The sequence below is a fragment of the Marinitoga okinawensis genome (assembly GCF_055387075.1).
Window position 1 is genome coordinate 460150 of record NZ_AP042422.1, and the last position, 16712, is coordinate 476861.

The following is a 16712-nucleotide window of genomic DNA, read 5'->3' on the forward strand; positions in this document are numbered from 1 at the left end:
TTTATCCTCCTAATAATAAAGTTATATATACAATTATACCAAATAAAAATATATGGTATAATTAAATCGGAGGTGGAACTGATGAAAAAATTACCGATTGGGATACAGGATTATAAGGAAATAATAGAAGGAAATTATATATATGTAGATAAAACAAAATATATATTTGATTTAATAGATAATGGGAAATATTATTTTTTATCTCGCCCAAGAAGATTTGGAAAGAGTTTAACCATATCGACATTATATTACATATTCAAAGGAGAAAAAGAATTATTTAAAGATACTTACATATATGACAAATTGGAATTTAAAGAATATCCAATAATAAGATTAAACATTTTATTAGCAGCAACAGATACTGAAGAAAGATTTAAAAAGAGTTTGACAAAATTAATACAACAAGAAGGTCAAAGGAATAATGTAGAAATAACAGAAGAAGATTATAAATTTGCATTTGATGAATTGATAATAAAACTTTCCAAAAAAGGAAAAGTAGTAATATTGGTAGATGAATATGAAAAACCAATATTAGATAATATAAATAATAAAGAAAAAGCAGAAAAATACAGAGAAATACTAAGAGATTTCTATGTAACAATCAAATCCAGAGATGAATATATAAAATTCGTCTTTATCACAGGGATAACAGAATACACACTAAAAAGTGTGTATTCGGGCTTAAATAATTTAATGAAGATTTCTTTTGATAAAAATTATTCAAATTTTTTGGGTTTTACCCAAAAAGAACTAGAAAATTACTTTAAAGAATATATAAAAGAAACAGCAGAAAAATTAAAAATAACAGGAAAAGAACTATTGCAAGAAATGAAAAAATATTATAATGGATTCTCATTTGATGGAGAACACTTTGTATATAATCCATTTTCAATATTAAAATTCTTCCAAAAAAAAGAATTTCAAAATTACTGGTTTGAAAGTGGATCCCCATCATTTATATACGAATATATAAAAGGAAAAAAAGTAACCTATGAAGAATTAACAAAATATCCAGTAAGTGCAATGGATTTCTCAACAAGAGAAATAGAAGATGCAAATGCAAATATATTCTTTGCACAAGCAGGATACTTAACATTTAAAGGAATAAAAAGATATGGACTAAGAAAAAAATACATATTAGACTATCCAAACATAGAAGTAAAAAATAGCTTTTCGGAATTAATATTAGAAGCGAATTATGGATTAGAAGAAATAGAAGAAATAGAAAATAAAATATATGAAAAAATAGAAGCAAATAAAATAGAAGAAATAATAGAAGAAATAAAAAGGATAATAAGTGCAATACCGTATAACTTACATCAAAAAAGAGAAAGTTATTATCATTCATTAATATATACAATATTAGCATCAGCAGGATTAAACGTAACAGCAGAAGAACTAACAAATCTTGGAAGAAGTGACTTAGTATTAGAACATAATAATAAAATATATATATTTGAAATAAAATTAGATAAAAGCGCAAAAGAAGCAATAGAACAAATAAAAGAAAGGAAATATTATGAAAAATATACGAGTAAAAATAATGAAAAAGAAATATATATAATAGGAATAAATATAAATTCAGAAAAAATAAATATTGAAGAGTATATAGTAGAAAAAATATAGCCACAGTTTAAAAACTGTGGCTTGTTTATTATTGGTTAAGTACGTAGAAAAATACTGCTATAAAATGTGAAATACTACCACCTAAAACAAATAAATGCCATATCATATGACCATATGGTAATTTTCTCCAGACATAAAATATCGCTCCAATAGTATATAATAATCCACCTGTAACCAACCATGTAATTCCACCAAAAGGTAATGTGGCCACTAAAGGTTTAATTGCAAATACAATCATCCAGCCCATTGCAATGTATAAAATGGTTGATAATATTCTAAATCTTTTAACAAAGAAGGGTTTTAATGCTATGCCAATAAAAGCAAGTATCCATACAGTAATAAAAATACTCCAGCCGATTTTTCCATTTAAAGTTACAAGAGTAAAAGGTGTATATGTTCCTGCAATTAATAAATAAATAGAAGAATGGTCTATAATTTCCAAAATTTGTTTTGCTTTTTTGTGTTGAATACTATGATATAATGTTGAAGCTAAATATAATAAAAATAAACTAATACCATATACAGTCACGCTAAAAGTTTGTAAAGGAGTCCCTTTTAATGCTGAAAACACAACTAAAATTATTAAAGCTGCTAAACTCATTAAAGCTCCGATTCCATGAGTAATAGAATTAGCAATTTCTTCACCTAAAGTATATTTTTCATAATTATCTAAATCTTTTATATTAATCACCTTCTCACAATTTTTTTTCTATTTCTAAAACTAAACCTTCCGCAGTAGCTAAATTAGTAGCTAAAGGAATATTATGAACATCACAAACTCTCATTAATGCAGAAACATCTGGTTCATGAGGTTGGGCAGTTAAAGGATCTCTTAAAAATATTACAAAATCCATATTGCCAGAAGCTATTAATGCTCCAATTTGTAAGTCGCCACCATATGGGCCAGATGCAAATTTAGTAACTTTTAAACCAACTTTTTCCTCAATTAAAGTACCTGTTGAGTTTGTAGCATATAAATTGCATTTTTCAAAAACATGCTTCCATTCTTTAACGAACATTACTAAATCTAACTTTTTCTTATCATGTGCAATTAATGCAACGTTTATCATATTTTTCCCTCCGATATCTTTTGTCTCATGTTATTATAACATAATTTAATGAATAAAAATATAAGTAGTTTTAAGTAAAACTTAATAAAAATAAAAAAACGACCTGAAAAGTTCAGGCCGCTAAAAACAACTATCGATTGATATTATACCATAAAAAATAGTTTTTGTCAAGGGGTAATTTATTTTTTTAGCATTTTTAATTTAAAGAATTCTTCTCTTTCAAATTCTTCTAAGGTATCTTGAATAAATTTTATTGATTCTTTTAAATTCGGAATTACAACATTTTCAAGAGCGGATACTCTTTTTTTAGTTTTTTTAACTTCATATGCGAGTTTATAAACTTTATTTTCTATCATAGATGCTTCTGTTATTAATTCTAAAACAGTTTTAAAAGAGATATATGCCTGATCAAGGGCAGCATCTGTTCTGTATATTTCATAAGGTATATCTATTTGCTGCTTTTCCCTATATATTTCTGGGACTTCAACTCCCATAATGCTTCTAAACCTGATCTTTAGATTATTATATTCAGGTACACCATTTGCATATTCTTCTACATTTTCTATACCTAAGTCTAAATTAGCTAATTGCAAAGATTCATAAGCTTTTTCAAAAATTTTTAAAATTCTTTCCTGAATTTCCTTTGCTTGATCTATTAAATCAACTAATTCTTTCATTATGATATTTCTTTTCTTTTCCAACAAATCATGTCCCTGTTTAGCGAGGTTAAACTGTTGTTTTAAATTTATTAAATTACCTTTTGTAGGAATGGTTTGATTAAAAATCATATTTTCACCTTCAATCTATTGGTAGAAAGGTTAATCTCCATTGTAATACTTTTCTATATAGTCTTTTTTTACTCTGGTTAATTCTGTTTTTGGAAGTATCGAAAGAATTTTCCAGGCTAAATTAAGTGTTTCTTCAAGAGGTCTTTCTTCATCAAACCCCTGATTAATAAACTTTTCTTCAAATTCTTTTCCAAATTTCAAGTATAATTTATCCGTTTCAGATAGATCATCTTCACCAATAATTGCAGCCAAGGATCTTATTTCGAAAACTCTTGAATATGATGCAAATAATTGAGAGGATACATCTGGATGATCATCTCTTGTATAACCTTTACCTATACCATCTTTCATTAGCCTTGAAAGAGAAGGTAAAACATTAATTGGTGGATAAATATTTTTTCTGTGTAATTCACGAGATAATACAATTTGCCCTTCTGTAATAAATCCTGTTAGATCAGGTATAGGATGTGTTATATCATCATTTGGCATTGTTAAGATTGGTATTTGTGTAACTGACCCTTCTTTCCCTCTTATCATTCCAGCCCTTTCATAAATAGAAGCAAGATCAGAATATAGATAACCCGGGAATCCTTTTCTTCCAGGGATTTCGCCTCTATAGTTTGATAATTCCCTTAATGCTTCACAATAATTTGTCATATCATTTAAAATAACGAGCACATGTTTTCCTAATTCAAATGCAAGGTATTCTGCAACTGTTAAAGCCATTCTTGGTGTTGCAATTCTTTCTACAACAGGGTTACTGGCTAAATTCAAGAATACAACCATGTTTTTGATTGCGCCGCTTTCTTCAAAATTTTTGATTATAAAATTAGCATCATCTTTTTTAAGACCTATTGCACCGAAAACAACAGCAAACTCTTCATTTGATTTTAATTTTGCTTGTTTTGCAATTTGAACAGCTAACTTATTATGCGGCAACCCATTTCCAGAAAAAATAGGTAATTTTTGTCCTCTGATTAATGTTAACATACTATCTATTGCAGAAATTCCTGTTTGTATAAAGTTTCTTGGATATTCTCTTGCTGCAGGGTTGATAGCAGAACCGTTGATATCAGTACTTTTTTCTGCTATAATTTCACCCATACCATCGATAGGTCTTCCTAATCCATCAAATGTTCTACCAAGAATATCAGGTGATAGATTAATTTCTAATGGTTTTCCTAAAAATTTAATTTTTGGATCAATTAAAGATAAACCCTGAGTTCCTTCAAAAACCTGAATAACTGCAGCGTCTTCACTAACCATAATAACTTTACCAGTTCTTTTAATGTCACCTGATTCTATTTCAACAACCTCATCATATTTAACGTCTTTAATATTTTCTATTATCATAAGCGGACCATGAATTTGAGATACACCGCTATATTCCCTTATTGCCATGAGCTCACCTCCGGTGAGATATTATTTACTATATATTCCTTCTAGTTTTTCAAAGTGTTCATTTAGCATATTTTCAATATTTTTAAATTCATTTATTTCTTTAATTTCTTCTTTCATAGTCATTAATTTTGAAATAATTTCAGAAGGTAAAATTTGACTTAAAGCTATAGATTTTTCTACATATTTTTTTGCTTTTGTATAAGTATCCATTATTATTTTTATTAAATGATATTGTTTTTCCAAAGAACAATAAGAATCAACTTCGCTAAAAGCGCTTTGTTGTAATACACCAACTTTAATAATTTTTGATATTAAAACAACTAATTTTTGATCATCAGGTAAAACATCTTCACCAACGATTTTTATTATTTGTTGTAATCTATCGTCTTCTGTTAATAATTTCATAGCTTCATCTCTATAATGATTCCAGTCATCAGTTACATTTTCAGAGAACCATTCTTTTAAATCCTCAGTATATTCACTATAACTGGTAAGCCAGTTAATAGATGGGTAATGCCTCGAATAAGCAAGGTTTTTATCCAACCCCCAGAAGCATTTTACAAACCTTTTAGTGTTTTGGGTTACAGGTTCTGAAAAATCACCGCCGGGAGGTGATACTGCACCTATTATAGTAACTGACCCTTTTGTTCCATTCAAATTTTCTGAAAGACCAGCTCTTTCATAGAATTGTCCAATTCTTGATGCAAGATAGGAAGGATAACCTTCTTCAGCGGGCATTTCTTCAAGACGTCCTGATAATTCTCTTAATGCTTCTGCCCATCTTGATGTTGAATCAGCCATTATTGCAACGTTATATCCCATATCTCTAAAATATTCAGCTATTGTAATACCTGTGTATATAGATGCTTCTCTTGCAGAAACAGGCATATTTGATGTATTTGCGATTAATACTGTTCTATCCATTAATGGAGCTCCAGTTTTTGGATCTTTTAAATTAGGGAATTCTTCTAAAACTTCAGTCATTTCATTTCCACGTTCTCCACAACCAATATAAACTATTACATCGGCGTCAGACCATTTAGCTAATTGGTGTTGAGTAATAGTTTTTCCTGTTCCAAATCCACCAGGAATTGCGGCAGTTCCACCTTTGCTTATCGGAAAGAAAAGATCGATTACTCTTTGTCCCGTTATTAATGGTATTTTTGGTTCTAATCTATTTTTTACAGGTCTTGGAATTTTAACAGGCCATTCCTGATACATTTTAACTTCTTCAATACCATTTTTGGTTTCTATTTTTGCTAATACTTCTGTAACTTTATAGCTTCCATTTTCTTTAAGTTCAACAATTTTTCCATTGATATTTGGAGGAACCATTATTTTATGAATTAAACTTTGAGTTTCTTTGACTTCTGCAATAATGTCGCCGCCAGATACAATATCTCCAACTTTTTTAACAAAAGTAACTTCCCATAATTTTTTGTCATCTAAACCAAAAGCATCAATTCCTCTTCCAATAAAGGATCCGGATTTTTTTATTAATTCTTCTAAAGGCCTTTGAATACCGTCATAGATACTGCTGAGCAGGCCAGGTCCTAAAGCTACAGAAAGCATTTTACCTGTACCTTCTACGGACTCTCCAGGTTTTAACATAGAAGTTTCTTCGTATACTTGAACAGTGGCAATGTCACCGTTTATTCCAATAACTTCACCTGTTAACTTAAAATTTCCAACTTTAACCATTTCATTCATAAATAAACCTTTTGTACCCTTTACTTTGACAACAGGACCATTGATTTCTTTAATTTGCATCAATATCACCTACCTCTTCTAAAACAAAAGCGAAAATTTTATTTTTATTTTCCTGAATATATGATTCAATGGTATTTCTAATAATTAAATTTTTACCTTTTAGAACAATTCCACCCTTAATATTTTCATCAGTTTCTATTTTATGGTCGGTAACAAATGATTTTACAATACCGATATCATTTGGATTACATAACACTACAAAATCTTCATTTATAATTTTAATAGCATCATTATATAGTTTTTCATAAAAATATTTTTTCTTTTTAGGTTCAAGATTTATCAATTTTTCTTCTAAATTAGATAAAATTTTCATCAACAATTGATTTTTTAGTTTCAATTTTTCTTGTTTTACGTGAATTTCTGCTTTTGATTTAGCCAATTTAATAATATGATTTGCTTTATCTTTAGCCTCTTTTAGTTTTTTTTCGCTTATTTGTTTTGTTTCTTTTTCAAAAGATTCTAAAATTTTATTATATTCTTCATCATACTTTCTTTTTAATGATTCGTATTCTACTTTAAAATCATCATCTAATAATTTAAGCATTTTATTAAGTTTATTTTCTATCTCATTCATTTACTCTCACCCCAATAGCTTCCTCAACGTATTTGGTAATGAAATCTTTGTCTCCACGCCAACCATGTCTATCTGGTATAACAAATATAAGAGGAAGTTTTCCAGAAAGTTTATGTGTTTTTAATTCTTCAGTTATTTTCTCAGCAGCTAATTCTGTTATAAGAATAACTCCGTATTCTTTATTATTTAAAGAATTATTAAAAGCTTCCAATATTTCATTTCTTTCATGTACAACGACTCCATTAACACCGCTTAATCTGAGTCCAGTGGCAGTATCAATATTGTCGCTGATAAGAAAGAATTTCATTTGTTATATCCTCCCAAGGATCATTATAGTAACAATTAAACCATAAATTGCAATACCTTCTGCTAAACCAACATAGATTAAAGTTTTACCTAATAACTCAGGTTTTTCACTAATAGCACCAACAGAAGCAGCGCCAACCATCCCAACACCAACACCAGCACCAACAGCAGCTAAACCAGTTGCTAATGCAGCACCAATTAAACCTAATCCGGTATTATCAGTAGTGTCTACTGTAGTTGTTTGATTAGTTGTTTCAGAAGCAGCATAAGCTGTTGAAGGACTTAAACTTATTAATGCGAATACCATAATTGCTACAAAAATAGCTATATTTCCTGCAAATACTTTTTTTGCAAATTTCCTTGATTTCTCTGGATTTTTTGAAAAGTAAAAACCAAATACTACAGTTAAAAATGCTAAAATGAAAAGAGAAATAACGTATGCCATAACTAACACCTCCATAAAAATTTTGTATTAAAATTTGTATTTTATAGGTTTAAATTCTCTACCATTACCATTAAAAAACCTTGTGAAAAATTCATAATATTCAAGCCTTAAAGTTTGTATGAAAACAACTAAGCCTTCTAATACAATGATTAAAATATTCCCGAATAACAGAATAATAAAAGATAAAATTGAATTATGTGTCATTTGAGACATCATATAAAATGCAAGAAATAATCCTGCATGATTTAAAGCAAAAGCACCTAATCTGATAAATGATAAAGTGTTACTTAAATACCCTAATAAAACTTCAAAAAGTTCAAAAAAACCCTGTACTAACTTTTCTCCTAATTTTCCTTCTTCAAATATAATACTCTTAAGATATATAACAATAATTAATCCTATAATGAAAAAGTAACTAATTTTAGGGAAATTACCATTTTTTATCATATAAAATATAGAGCCCAATAAAATCCAGTATAATGAAATACCAGCAAATCCGTTTGGATCAAAAATTAATTCTTTATTTTTTCTATTTTTTATTTTATTTATTATATTTAAAATCATTGCTAAGGTTAATATTGTAATCCCAAAGTAAATTGACAACATTAAAAAGAAATTTATATTATCCATAGGACGCTTCCATAATGGCTTAATAATATCTTCAAATCCAAAAAAGCTTCCATATAATCCACCAAATATCATAGAAAATATTCCGGCTGATCCTATAACATAAAATAGATCTGATTTTTTCTTTTTGTATACCCAAAAACCAAATAAAGTTAGTATTAAACCATGACCAATATCTCCAAACATCATTCCGTAAAATAATAGGAATAGAATGGAAATTATAGGTGTCGGATCAATTTCGTCGCTTGATGGTGTTCCAAACATCTTTACAACAAATTCAAAATGTTTAAAGAATCCATTGTTTTTTAATAATGTTGGTGCTTTCTCGTTAAAAGAATAATCCAGAAATAAGATATAATCATTTGATTTTGAATAATTAAATAAATCCTGATAAGTTTTTTCAGTAGCCCATCCGGAAATTAAAAAGAAATTTTCTGTAAATTTAAGTGAATGAGTTAAATCATAAATATTTTTTAAAACAAATATATAATCGAAGTATTTATATATATGTCTTCTATTTTCGAAAAATAATTTTTTTAAGGACATGTTTAACATTTCGATTTCGTATTTTAATGAGCGGTATCTATCATATAATTCCCACAATATTTCTTTAGGTGTTCCAGAATAATTTTCTGAAATATGGTATTCCATAAAATTAGCAACAGATAATACTTTTTCAATATCAATATTAGAATCGTAAATAATAATTATCCAATCAAAGTTCTCATCTTTTGCAAAATTTATAGATAATGCGTTTTTATCATTCAAACTTTGAACAAATCTCTCATAATACATAGTGCTAATCTTCCCAACTTTGTACTTTAATTTTCTCATTTTTCTGAATCTTTCAATCTTTATATTTATATGTCTAAGCCTTTCAAATAGTTCTATTTCTGTTTCTAATTTCTTCCTTTTATCTTTGAGTTCTTCTATTTTAAAAAATGTTTTTTCCATTTCATCATTTAATTTCTTTGAGAAGCTTAAAATTTCATCTTTATCAATTATTAAAGGGAATTTTATTTTATTTGTTTTAGGTTCAGGGGATTTATCTGCATAATTGAATATTTTCATAAAGTTATCATATATTTCCTTATAAGCGTTATCTTTTTGAACTTTTAAATCTTTCAATAATTCTTGTTTTATAATTTTTTCGAGAGGTATTATTTCGACTTCTTGTGAATCCAATATTTTTTTTGAAATTTCTTCTAATTCATATTTATTTGAAATTATAGTAAATGGTTTTAATTTTTCATGCATTATTCTCACCTGCCAGAATTAAAAAACTTTTAATTTTTTCATCAGGTATTTCATATCGTTTTCCTTCAATTAATGTAATCAGATCTTTGTACTCATATTCTCTTACATATAAGTATCCACTCATTACATCAAATCCATTTTGTGTTCTGCTTAATAAAGTTTTCGCATTTTTTAAAATTATTTTCTCACAGGTTCTTTCTATTACGTATGGGAATATATTTTTATCAATATTGCGAAAATATTGACCGTATGAACAAATGGAAATTTTATTTATGAAATCATCTGTACTATCAGAAGAGGCCATGTTTTTTAATTCATCTTGAGATAAGTTAAAAGAAATAGGCATCAAAAAATTTAAAACTTCTTCAGTAGAAAGCTTGAATAAAATTTTAGCTCTGTAAATCCATTGTATATTTGCTAAATCCATTTGTATGTAAAATAGTTTTTTTAAGTTTTTTCCAAATTCAGGCATTGTACTTAAAAAAGATTTCATTTTAGTAAAATACCAGAAATCAAAAGCATTTAGTAAATATTGAATTTTTTTAGTTTTGGCATAATTTTGATAAACGGAATTTATAATAGGTTCATAAATAGTATTTTTGAACACGTTGAGAGCATCTTCAAAAGAATTTATAGATACAAGAGTATTTTCGTCAACAGTTTTATGATTTAAAGGAAAGAGTTTTTCTTTTGTAATATATTCTGGATGGTTTGAATGAAGTGATCTTAAAATAAATTTTATATTCTCAATTTCAAATCGTTTTTCCATTAGTCTAAAAAATTTTTGTCCTTCTATTGGAAGGAAGAAATATATATTATACATATCCTCTAACATAGCTTTTCTCAATAATATTTCTATATCTCTTCTATGAAGTTTTTCAATATCAAATCCTTCAAATGATTTTTTATAATGTGTGTTATTTTTTAAATATTCTGCAATTTCAGTTACGGTATCGGTATTTATTAAATTTTGAAAATCGTTATCATTAAGTATTTTGGAATTTAAAGCTTTTATTTTAGCCATTAATGCTGGAAATTTCAATTTAATCATCCCCGTTTATGAAATTATTTTTTTTACAACAGAAAAAGCAATATCATCTATTTTTTTATCATAATCTTCAAAATTTTTCTGTAAAGATAAAATTTCTTTTTCGGATTCTTCCATAATTTTTTTAGCTGTATTTTGTGCATTTTGTATAATATTTTTACATTCTTCATCTATTCGATTAATATCTTCTTCTTTTTTCTTTTCCAGAAATAATATTTTTTCTTTTAATTCCTTTTTTAGATCGTCTTCTGCTTTTTTTAATTTTTTATTCGTTTCAATTTCGGCACTTACTATTTTATTTAATATTTCATTAGGGGATAAGTCCATTTTACCACCTCCTAATAACCATTATACTCTTTTGATTTTTAAGAATCCACTAAAAAAATGAGTATTTTTACTGATTAAAACTGTTAAGAATTGATTAAATGTATTTAATAGCTAAAATCAGTAAAATTTAATATTTGCTAATTATTACAAGTTGATATTTAAGCATATACAGAATCTTATGTATATATAAAATTAATCTTTGCATTTAATTCTTTTTTATATAAAAATGGTATAATATATAGAAAATAAATGGAGGTAATAAAATGGAAGCATATAAAATTTTTAAAGCCTTAGGGTGTAAATGGAGAGTTGAAATAGTGAAAAAAATAACTAAAAATAAAAATGTTTGTTTATGCGAATTGCAAAAAGAATTTCCACTTGATGTAAGTACTCTTTCAAGACACATCAGTATGTTAAAAAAAGTTGGAATAATAGTAGAAGAAAGGCAAGGTACTTCAAAAATTCTTTCCATATCTTCAAGAAAAGTAATGGAATTAATAAAACAGGCAGAAAAATTATAAAGAAGGTGAAATAATGCGAAAAAACATATCATTACAGGATCTTTTTAAAGTACTTTCAAATCAAACAAGAATGGAAATTCTAATCGCAATTTTTGATAATTACCTAACAGCTTCTGAAATTGCCGAAAAATTAAATTATGATATATCTACAATATATAGGCATTTGCTTCATATGAAAAAACTTGGAGTTTTAAAATCGGAAAGGAAAAATGGAATAGAATATTTTGATTTCTCTTCAACTAAAATATTTCATATAATAGAGAATGCAATAGAATTTATTTCTGAAATAAAAGGAAATAAAGTTATAGATTGCACAAATATGGGGAGATGTTTATTAGATCAAAACTCTTTAAATATAGAACCAGATATGATTCTTGATATGAGGGGTGAAATTTGTCCTGTTCCTGATATACAAACAAGAAAAGTATTAAAAAATATGAAAAAAGAGCAAGTGCTTTTAGTGATAGTGGATTATCCACTTTCAGCTGAAAGAATTCCTATTTCTATAGCAAAAGAAGGGCATATATTATTAGGAAAAATAAATGAAATCCCTGGTGAAACAAAATTATATATAAAAAGGGCCAAAAAAATCAGGAGAACCTAAACTTCTCCTGATTTTAGAAATTATAATGAATTTTTATATTCTTCTTCTGATAATAATTCATTGACTTCTTCTTTATTAGAAACTTCTATTTTTACAATCCAACCATCTTTTTCAGGTGAATCATTTATTACTTCAGGGTTGCTATCTAATGTAGAATTAACTTCTACAATTTTTCCACTTATTGGTGCATATACATCACTCGCTGACTTTACAGATTCTAATGTACATAATACATCACCTTTTTTTACTTCTTTTCCTACTTCTGGTAATTCAACAAATGTGACATCTCCTAATTCTTCAGCAGCATGTTCCGAAATACCAATATAAGCAATATTATCTTCTAATAATACCCATTCATGAGTTTTAGCAAATTTTTTCATATTATTCCTCCTTTTTTTAATCATTTAAAATTTTTGTATTTATATATGTAAAGCCATTCCTTCAGCATCTTCAAATGCCCCAAGAATCGTTTCTGTTAAAGTAGGATGTGGATGTATAGAATTGGCAATTTCTTCAACGGTTAATCCGTGTTTAACAGCTAAAACACCTTCCATAATCATATCTGTAGCAGAAGGTGAAACAACTGCAAAACCTAATACCTTTTTTGTTTCCTTATCCGCTATAACCTTTGCAAATCCATCTCTTTCTTCCATTGTTCTAGCTCTTCCATTAGCTGAAACAGGGAATTTTCCTATTATTATCTTATCTGGATCTAAATCTTTTTCTTTTAATCCTGTTGAAGCAATTTCTGGAGAAGAGAAAATAATAGATGGAACTGCTGAATAATCCATTTCCATTTTTTCTCCAGCTATATTATGTGCAGCAACAATCCCTTCAAACATTGCTACATGAGCTAACATAATTTTTGCTCTGATATCTCCTATAGCATATATGTTATCAATATTTGTTTTCATTGTATTATCAGTAACTACTCCTCTTTCAATTGTTACACTTAATTTTTTAACATCTTCCGGAATATTTGGTCTTCTTCCAACAGCTAATAATACTCTGTCAGCAATTAATTCTATTTCTCCATTTTCTGATTCAGCTACTACAATATAATTTTCATCCTTTTTAACATCTTTTACTTTTGTTTTTTCATATACTTTTACACCTTTTTTAATTAATGACTTTTTAACTTCTTGAGCAACATCTTCATCTTCAAAAGGTAGAATATGATCAGCTAATTCTACAACATGAACTTTTTTCCCTAATGAAGCAAAGAATGTTGCAAATTCGACTCCTATAACTCCACCACCAATAATAACAATACTATCTGGTAATTCTGTCATTTTAAATACATCATCACTTGTCCATATACCTTCTACGTCATTAAAAGGTGGGAACATTGAAGGAATAGAACCATGGGCTAAAATTAAATATTCACTTTCAATGATTTCATCATTCACTTTTACGTGTTTTTTATCTATTATTTCTCCAGTTCCTTTAAATACATCTATATTGTTTTTCTTCATTAAATATTCTATGCCTTTTCTTGACATTGTAACTGATTTATTCATATGTTTCATAATTCCAGAAAGTTCATATGAAACATTATCTACTTTTACACCTAATTTTTTTGATTTAGAAATAATATCCGTATATAAATGTGCAGCAGTTAAAAGAGCTTTTGTTGGAATGCACCCTTTATTTGTACAGGTACCACCTAAATGTTCTTTTTCTATAATAGCAACTTTTTTCCCTAATTGAGCCAATCTAATTGCAGCAACATATCCGCCAGGTCCACCACCGATTACGATTACATCATACATTTAATCCACCCCTTTGCATTATTGTCGCGAATATTTTATCGTTTAGACAGAAATTTTATTTTACAAAAAAGTTAAATGATTAAAAAGGAGGGGAGAAATCTCCCCTTCTATTTGTTTTAACCGATAAATTTAGGTTCTTTTTCAACTAAATCAATAAATTCATGATAATCTATTAAATTAGCATTTGCATCTTCTTCGGTATATCCTCTTGCTAAAAAGTCTGCTTTTATTAAATAAGTTTTTCCTTTTGTTAATTCAGATAAGTTTTCAAAATTCCAATAAACACCATCTTGTATAAATACAATAGAGTCGTCTTCTTTTGCGTTTTTTATTTTTAATTTTTCAATAGGATGATCTATACCAAATTTTACTAATATTAAAGCCATGTTTTCACCTCACATGAAAATAACATAATCAAATTGATGGAAAAAGTCAGATAATGAGTCTTTGTTAATAATTTCAGCATTAAAATTTTCGTCAATATTTTTAACTCTATATTTCTCTATATCTTCTTTTATCCCATATACTGGAGTTTCATAACGTTTTATGAATCTTTGAACAATTCTTATTGGTAATAATCCAAGGGATTCTGGAGAAGTATTTTTTGATAAAGCTACAGAAGCTCCTTCCATTAATAAAACTGCTGGTTCAATATCTTCTCCATACATTCCAAATGCAGTTCTAAACCCTTCATTTACCCAAATTGAACCTACTGGAGATTGATAAACAACAAATAAAACTTTTTTTTCCATTTTATATCACCTCACGCCATTAAGCTAATGAATCTATCGCTCTCGTATATTAATGCAGCGAGTTCTGGTAATCCACTTGGATTAGATCCCTCAACTATCATATCAGTTGTGATTCCTCTGTAATCCATACATATACCACATATCTCTACTTTTCCGCCTCTATTTATAACTTCTTTTAAAAGATCTGGAATTTTTCTATCTGATCTAACAGGTTTAATTTGTTTATTTGAAGCAATTGCAGAATCGCAGAACAAAAATATAGTAACTTCATGACCTTTATCTAAAGCAGCATGAGCTAATTTTGCTGCAGTATCTATATCCTGATAAGTATATGGTTGCACCATAACTTGAATTGCAATTTTCATTGTATTACCTCCTTAATCTCTTCCATACAAGAGCCATGCCATGGTCCAATTTCCTAAAACAAAGAATATTGAAGCTAAAATAGATCCTATAGCCATTTGTGGAACACCTGTAAAGAAATGACCTATATTACATCCGCCAGCTGTAACTGCACCTAAACCCATTAAAGCACCACCGATCATTACCTGTAAGTAAGTTACAGGATTTTTAGGCATTCTTAATTTAAATTCACCAGATATTTTAGCAGAAATCATAGCTCCAATGATGATGCCAACAATTCCCCATCCTTCCCAGTTTACTGGAGTTCCAGCAAGAAATCCTTTAAATAAACTTATCCAACCACCAGTAATACCAAAACCATAATTTCTACCTGAGGCAGCACTTGCCATCCATGCAATAGGAGCTAAAATAGCCAATAATACAGCAGCAGTTTTCATACCCATTTTTGAATGTCTCTCCGTTGTTTTGGTGCCAAATGTATACCATAATAATAGGGCTGCAAACAATATACCTACAATCCATGGATTAAGATGTAAAACACTAGGTAATGTTGGTCCAGCTTTGGATGAATAAATTGGGGTTGAATAATCTACTTTCACATTAAATTTTGATATCCAATTTAACCATGGTTTTAAAGCTCCAGCTTTTGTAGCATAACCCGTTAAACCATAAAATATTGCAGCAAACCACGCAGTTGTCATACCTTCACCTGATCTATATGTGACACCAGAAGCACAACCTCCAGCTAGAACCATACCTAAACCGAATATATAACCACCAATAATGTTACCTACCCAATTTAAAGGTTTCGGATTTAATGTAATCCATCCAAATTGTGCAAATAATAAAAAGGTTAATGTTTGTAAAGCGATAACCAAAGCAGCAAATTTCATTAAGTAATTATCTTTAAAGAGCATAACATCTCTAAAAGCTGAGTTAAAACATATTCTTCCTCTTTGTAAAATAATACCAAAAAGCGCTCCAAAAATAATACCTGTCAAAGCCATGATATTCACCTCGCATTATTTTTTTATTTTACTTTGATATAAATTTTCCATTCACTATTTCCCACTTCTTCAATTTCTAAAACTTCATGACCCATTTTTTTCATACCTTCTGGAATTCTTTCTTTTGACATTGGATAATCAATCCATACCTCTAAAATTTCTCCAGGTTTCATTTTTTTAACAGCTCTTTTAGCTTCAACATCTGGAACTGGACAAACTTCTCCCCTTACATCAATACTTTTAGTAACTTCATATTTACCCATAATAATCCCTCCTTAATAATTGTGATTTTATTCACTTATAACCAAAAACTTTCCCGACATTTATAGTGATTATTTTCACTTACAACTGTATTATAAAAGAAAAAAATTAAATATAATTTTCAAATAAATTAAGATTTGGTAAAGACAAAAAGATAAAAATTTTAAACTATTATTAGTAAGTGAAAAATCAA

21 protein-coding genes are annotated in these 16712 nt (G+C 28.1%); 3 read left to right on the top strand and 18 right to left on the bottom strand.

What is annotated here, in order from left to right:
• The first annotated feature begins 81 nt into the window (after window positions 1-81).
• Window positions 82-1626, top strand: coding sequence for an ATP-binding protein (locus tag ACZ5CK_RS02175; protein ID WP_464582275.1), 1545 nt, complete (start codon window positions 82-84; stop codon window positions 1624-1626).
• Window positions 1627-1654: 28 nt separating this feature from the next.
• On the opposite strand, the gene trhA is transcribed toward ACZ5CK_RS02175, so the two are convergent.
• From trhA to ACZ5CK_RS02230, 11 genes are all read right to left on the bottom strand, one after another.
• Window positions 1655-2308 (bottom strand): PAQR family membrane homeostasis protein TrhA, encoded by a 654-nt coding sequence (trhA, locus tag ACZ5CK_RS02180; protein WP_464582938.1) that lies wholly within the window; start codon window positions 2306-2308, stop codon window positions 1655-1657.
• A 13-nt stretch (window positions 2309-2321) separates the two neighbouring features.
• Window positions 2322-2696: a methylglyoxal synthase gene (locus ACZ5CK_RS02185; protein WP_464582276.1), complete on the bottom strand. Its 375-nt coding sequence runs from the start codon at window positions 2694-2696 to the stop codon at window positions 2322-2324.
• A gap of 179 nt (window positions 2697-2875) precedes the next feature.
• Window positions 2876-3484, bottom strand: a complete 609-nt coding sequence (locus ACZ5CK_RS02190; protein WP_464582277.1) for a V-type ATP synthase subunit D — start codon at window positions 3482-3484, stop codon at window positions 2876-2878.
• A gap of 30 nt (window positions 3485-3514) precedes the next feature.
• Complete coding sequence (locus tag ACZ5CK_RS02195; RefSeq protein WP_464582278.1) at window positions 3515-4885, bottom strand: V-type ATP synthase subunit B; 1371 nt, start codon at window positions 4883-4885, stop codon at window positions 3515-3517.
• Window positions 4886-4906: 21 nt separating this feature from the next.
• Window positions 4907-6655 carry a V-type ATP synthase subunit A gene (locus ACZ5CK_RS02200; RefSeq protein WP_464582279.1) on the bottom strand — a complete coding sequence of 583 codons (1749 nt, stop codon included), beginning with the start codon at window positions 6653-6655 and terminating at the stop codon, window positions 4907-4909.
• Window positions 6645-7229, bottom strand: coding sequence for a V-type ATP synthase subunit E (locus ACZ5CK_RS02205; protein WP_464582280.1), 585 nt, complete (start codon window positions 7227-7229; stop codon window positions 6645-6647). Before ACZ5CK_RS02205 ends, ACZ5CK_RS02200 begins: the two co-directional genes overlap by 11 nt.
• A complete protein-coding gene (locus tag ACZ5CK_RS02210) occupies window positions 7222-7536 on the bottom strand; it encodes a V-type ATP synthase subunit F (RefSeq protein WP_464582281.1) in 315 nt (104 codons plus the stop codon). The genes ACZ5CK_RS02205 and ACZ5CK_RS02210 overlap by 8 nt, the downstream gene beginning before the upstream one ends.
• 3 nt (window positions 7537-7539) lie before the next feature.
• Window positions 7540-7980: an ATP synthase subunit C gene (locus ACZ5CK_RS02215; protein ID WP_464582282.1), complete on the bottom strand. Its 441-nt coding sequence runs from the start codon at window positions 7978-7980 to the stop codon at window positions 7540-7542.
• Window positions 7981-8007: 27 nt separating this feature from the next.
• Window positions 8008-9864 carry a V-type ATP synthase subunit I gene (locus tag ACZ5CK_RS02220; RefSeq protein ID WP_464582283.1) on the bottom strand — a complete coding sequence of 619 codons (1857 nt, stop codon included), beginning with the start codon at window positions 9862-9864 and terminating at the stop codon, window positions 8008-8010.
• Window positions 9857-10915: a V-type ATPase subunit gene (locus ACZ5CK_RS02225; RefSeq protein WP_464582284.1), complete on the bottom strand. Its 1059-nt coding sequence runs from the start codon at window positions 10913-10915 to the stop codon at window positions 9857-9859. Before ACZ5CK_RS02225 ends, ACZ5CK_RS02220 begins: the two co-directional genes overlap by 8 nt.
• A gap of 6 nt (window positions 10916-10921) precedes the next feature.
• Entirely contained in the window at window positions 10922-11239 is a 318-nt protein-coding gene (locus ACZ5CK_RS02230) for a hypothetical protein (RefSeq protein WP_464582285.1), read from the bottom strand.
• 263 nt (window positions 11240-11502) lie between these two features.
• On the opposite strand from ACZ5CK_RS02230, the gene ACZ5CK_RS02235 reads away from it, so the two are divergent.
• Window positions 11503-11760, top strand: a complete 258-nt coding sequence (locus tag ACZ5CK_RS02235) for an ArsR/SmtB family transcription factor (protein WP_464582286.1) — start codon at window positions 11503-11505, stop codon at window positions 11758-11760.
• Window positions 11761-11773: 13 nt separating this feature from the next.
• Window positions 11774-12364: a sulfurtransferase TusA family protein gene (locus ACZ5CK_RS02240; protein WP_464582287.1), complete on the top strand. Its 591-nt coding sequence runs from the start codon at window positions 11774-11776 to the stop codon at window positions 12362-12364.
• Window positions 12365-12384: 20 nt separating this feature from the next.
• Here the strand turns inward: ACZ5CK_RS02240 and gcvH are convergent, their stop codons facing one another.
• The 7 genes from gcvH to ACZ5CK_RS02275 all read right to left on the bottom strand — a co-directional run bounded on the left by gcvH (window position 12385) and on the right by ACZ5CK_RS02275 (window position 16521).
• A complete protein-coding gene (gcvH, locus tag ACZ5CK_RS02245) occupies window positions 12385-12744 on the bottom strand; it encodes a glycine cleavage system protein GcvH (protein WP_464582288.1) in 360 nt (119 codons plus the stop codon).
• 39 nt (window positions 12745-12783) lie between these two features.
• Window positions 12784-14136 (bottom strand): dihydrolipoyl dehydrogenase, encoded by a 1353-nt coding sequence (gene lpdA, locus ACZ5CK_RS02250; protein ID WP_464582289.1) that lies wholly within the window; start codon window positions 14134-14136, stop codon window positions 12784-12786.
• Window positions 14137-14252: 116 nt separating this feature from the next.
• The gene (tusB, locus tag ACZ5CK_RS02255; protein ID WP_464582290.1) at window positions 14253-14522 is read right to left on the bottom strand and encodes a sulfurtransferase complex subunit TusB; all 270 of its coding nucleotides are present in this window, start codon (window positions 14520-14522) and stop codon (window positions 14253-14255) included.
• Between the two features lie 9 nt (window positions 14523-14531).
• Window positions 14532-14888: an intracellular sulfur oxidation protein gene (locus ACZ5CK_RS02260; protein ID WP_464582291.1), complete on the bottom strand. Its 357-nt coding sequence runs from the start codon at window positions 14886-14888 to the stop codon at window positions 14532-14534.
• An 11-nt stretch (window positions 14889-14899) separates the two neighbouring features.
• Entirely contained in the window at window positions 14900-15253 is a 354-nt protein-coding gene (locus ACZ5CK_RS02265; RefSeq protein ID WP_464582292.1) for a DsrE/DsrF/TusD sulfur relay family protein, read from the bottom strand.
• A gap of 12 nt (window positions 15254-15265) precedes the next feature.
• Complete coding sequence (gene tsuA / locus ACZ5CK_RS02270) at window positions 15266-16258, bottom strand: thiosulfate transporter TsuA (RefSeq protein WP_464582293.1); 993 nt, start codon at window positions 16256-16258, stop codon at window positions 15266-15268.
• A 23-nt stretch (window positions 16259-16281) separates the two neighbouring features.
• Window positions 16282-16521, bottom strand: a complete 240-nt coding sequence (locus ACZ5CK_RS02275) for a sulfurtransferase TusA family protein (protein WP_129409765.1) — start codon at window positions 16519-16521, stop codon at window positions 16282-16284.
• Window positions 16522-16712: the final 191 nt, after the last annotated feature.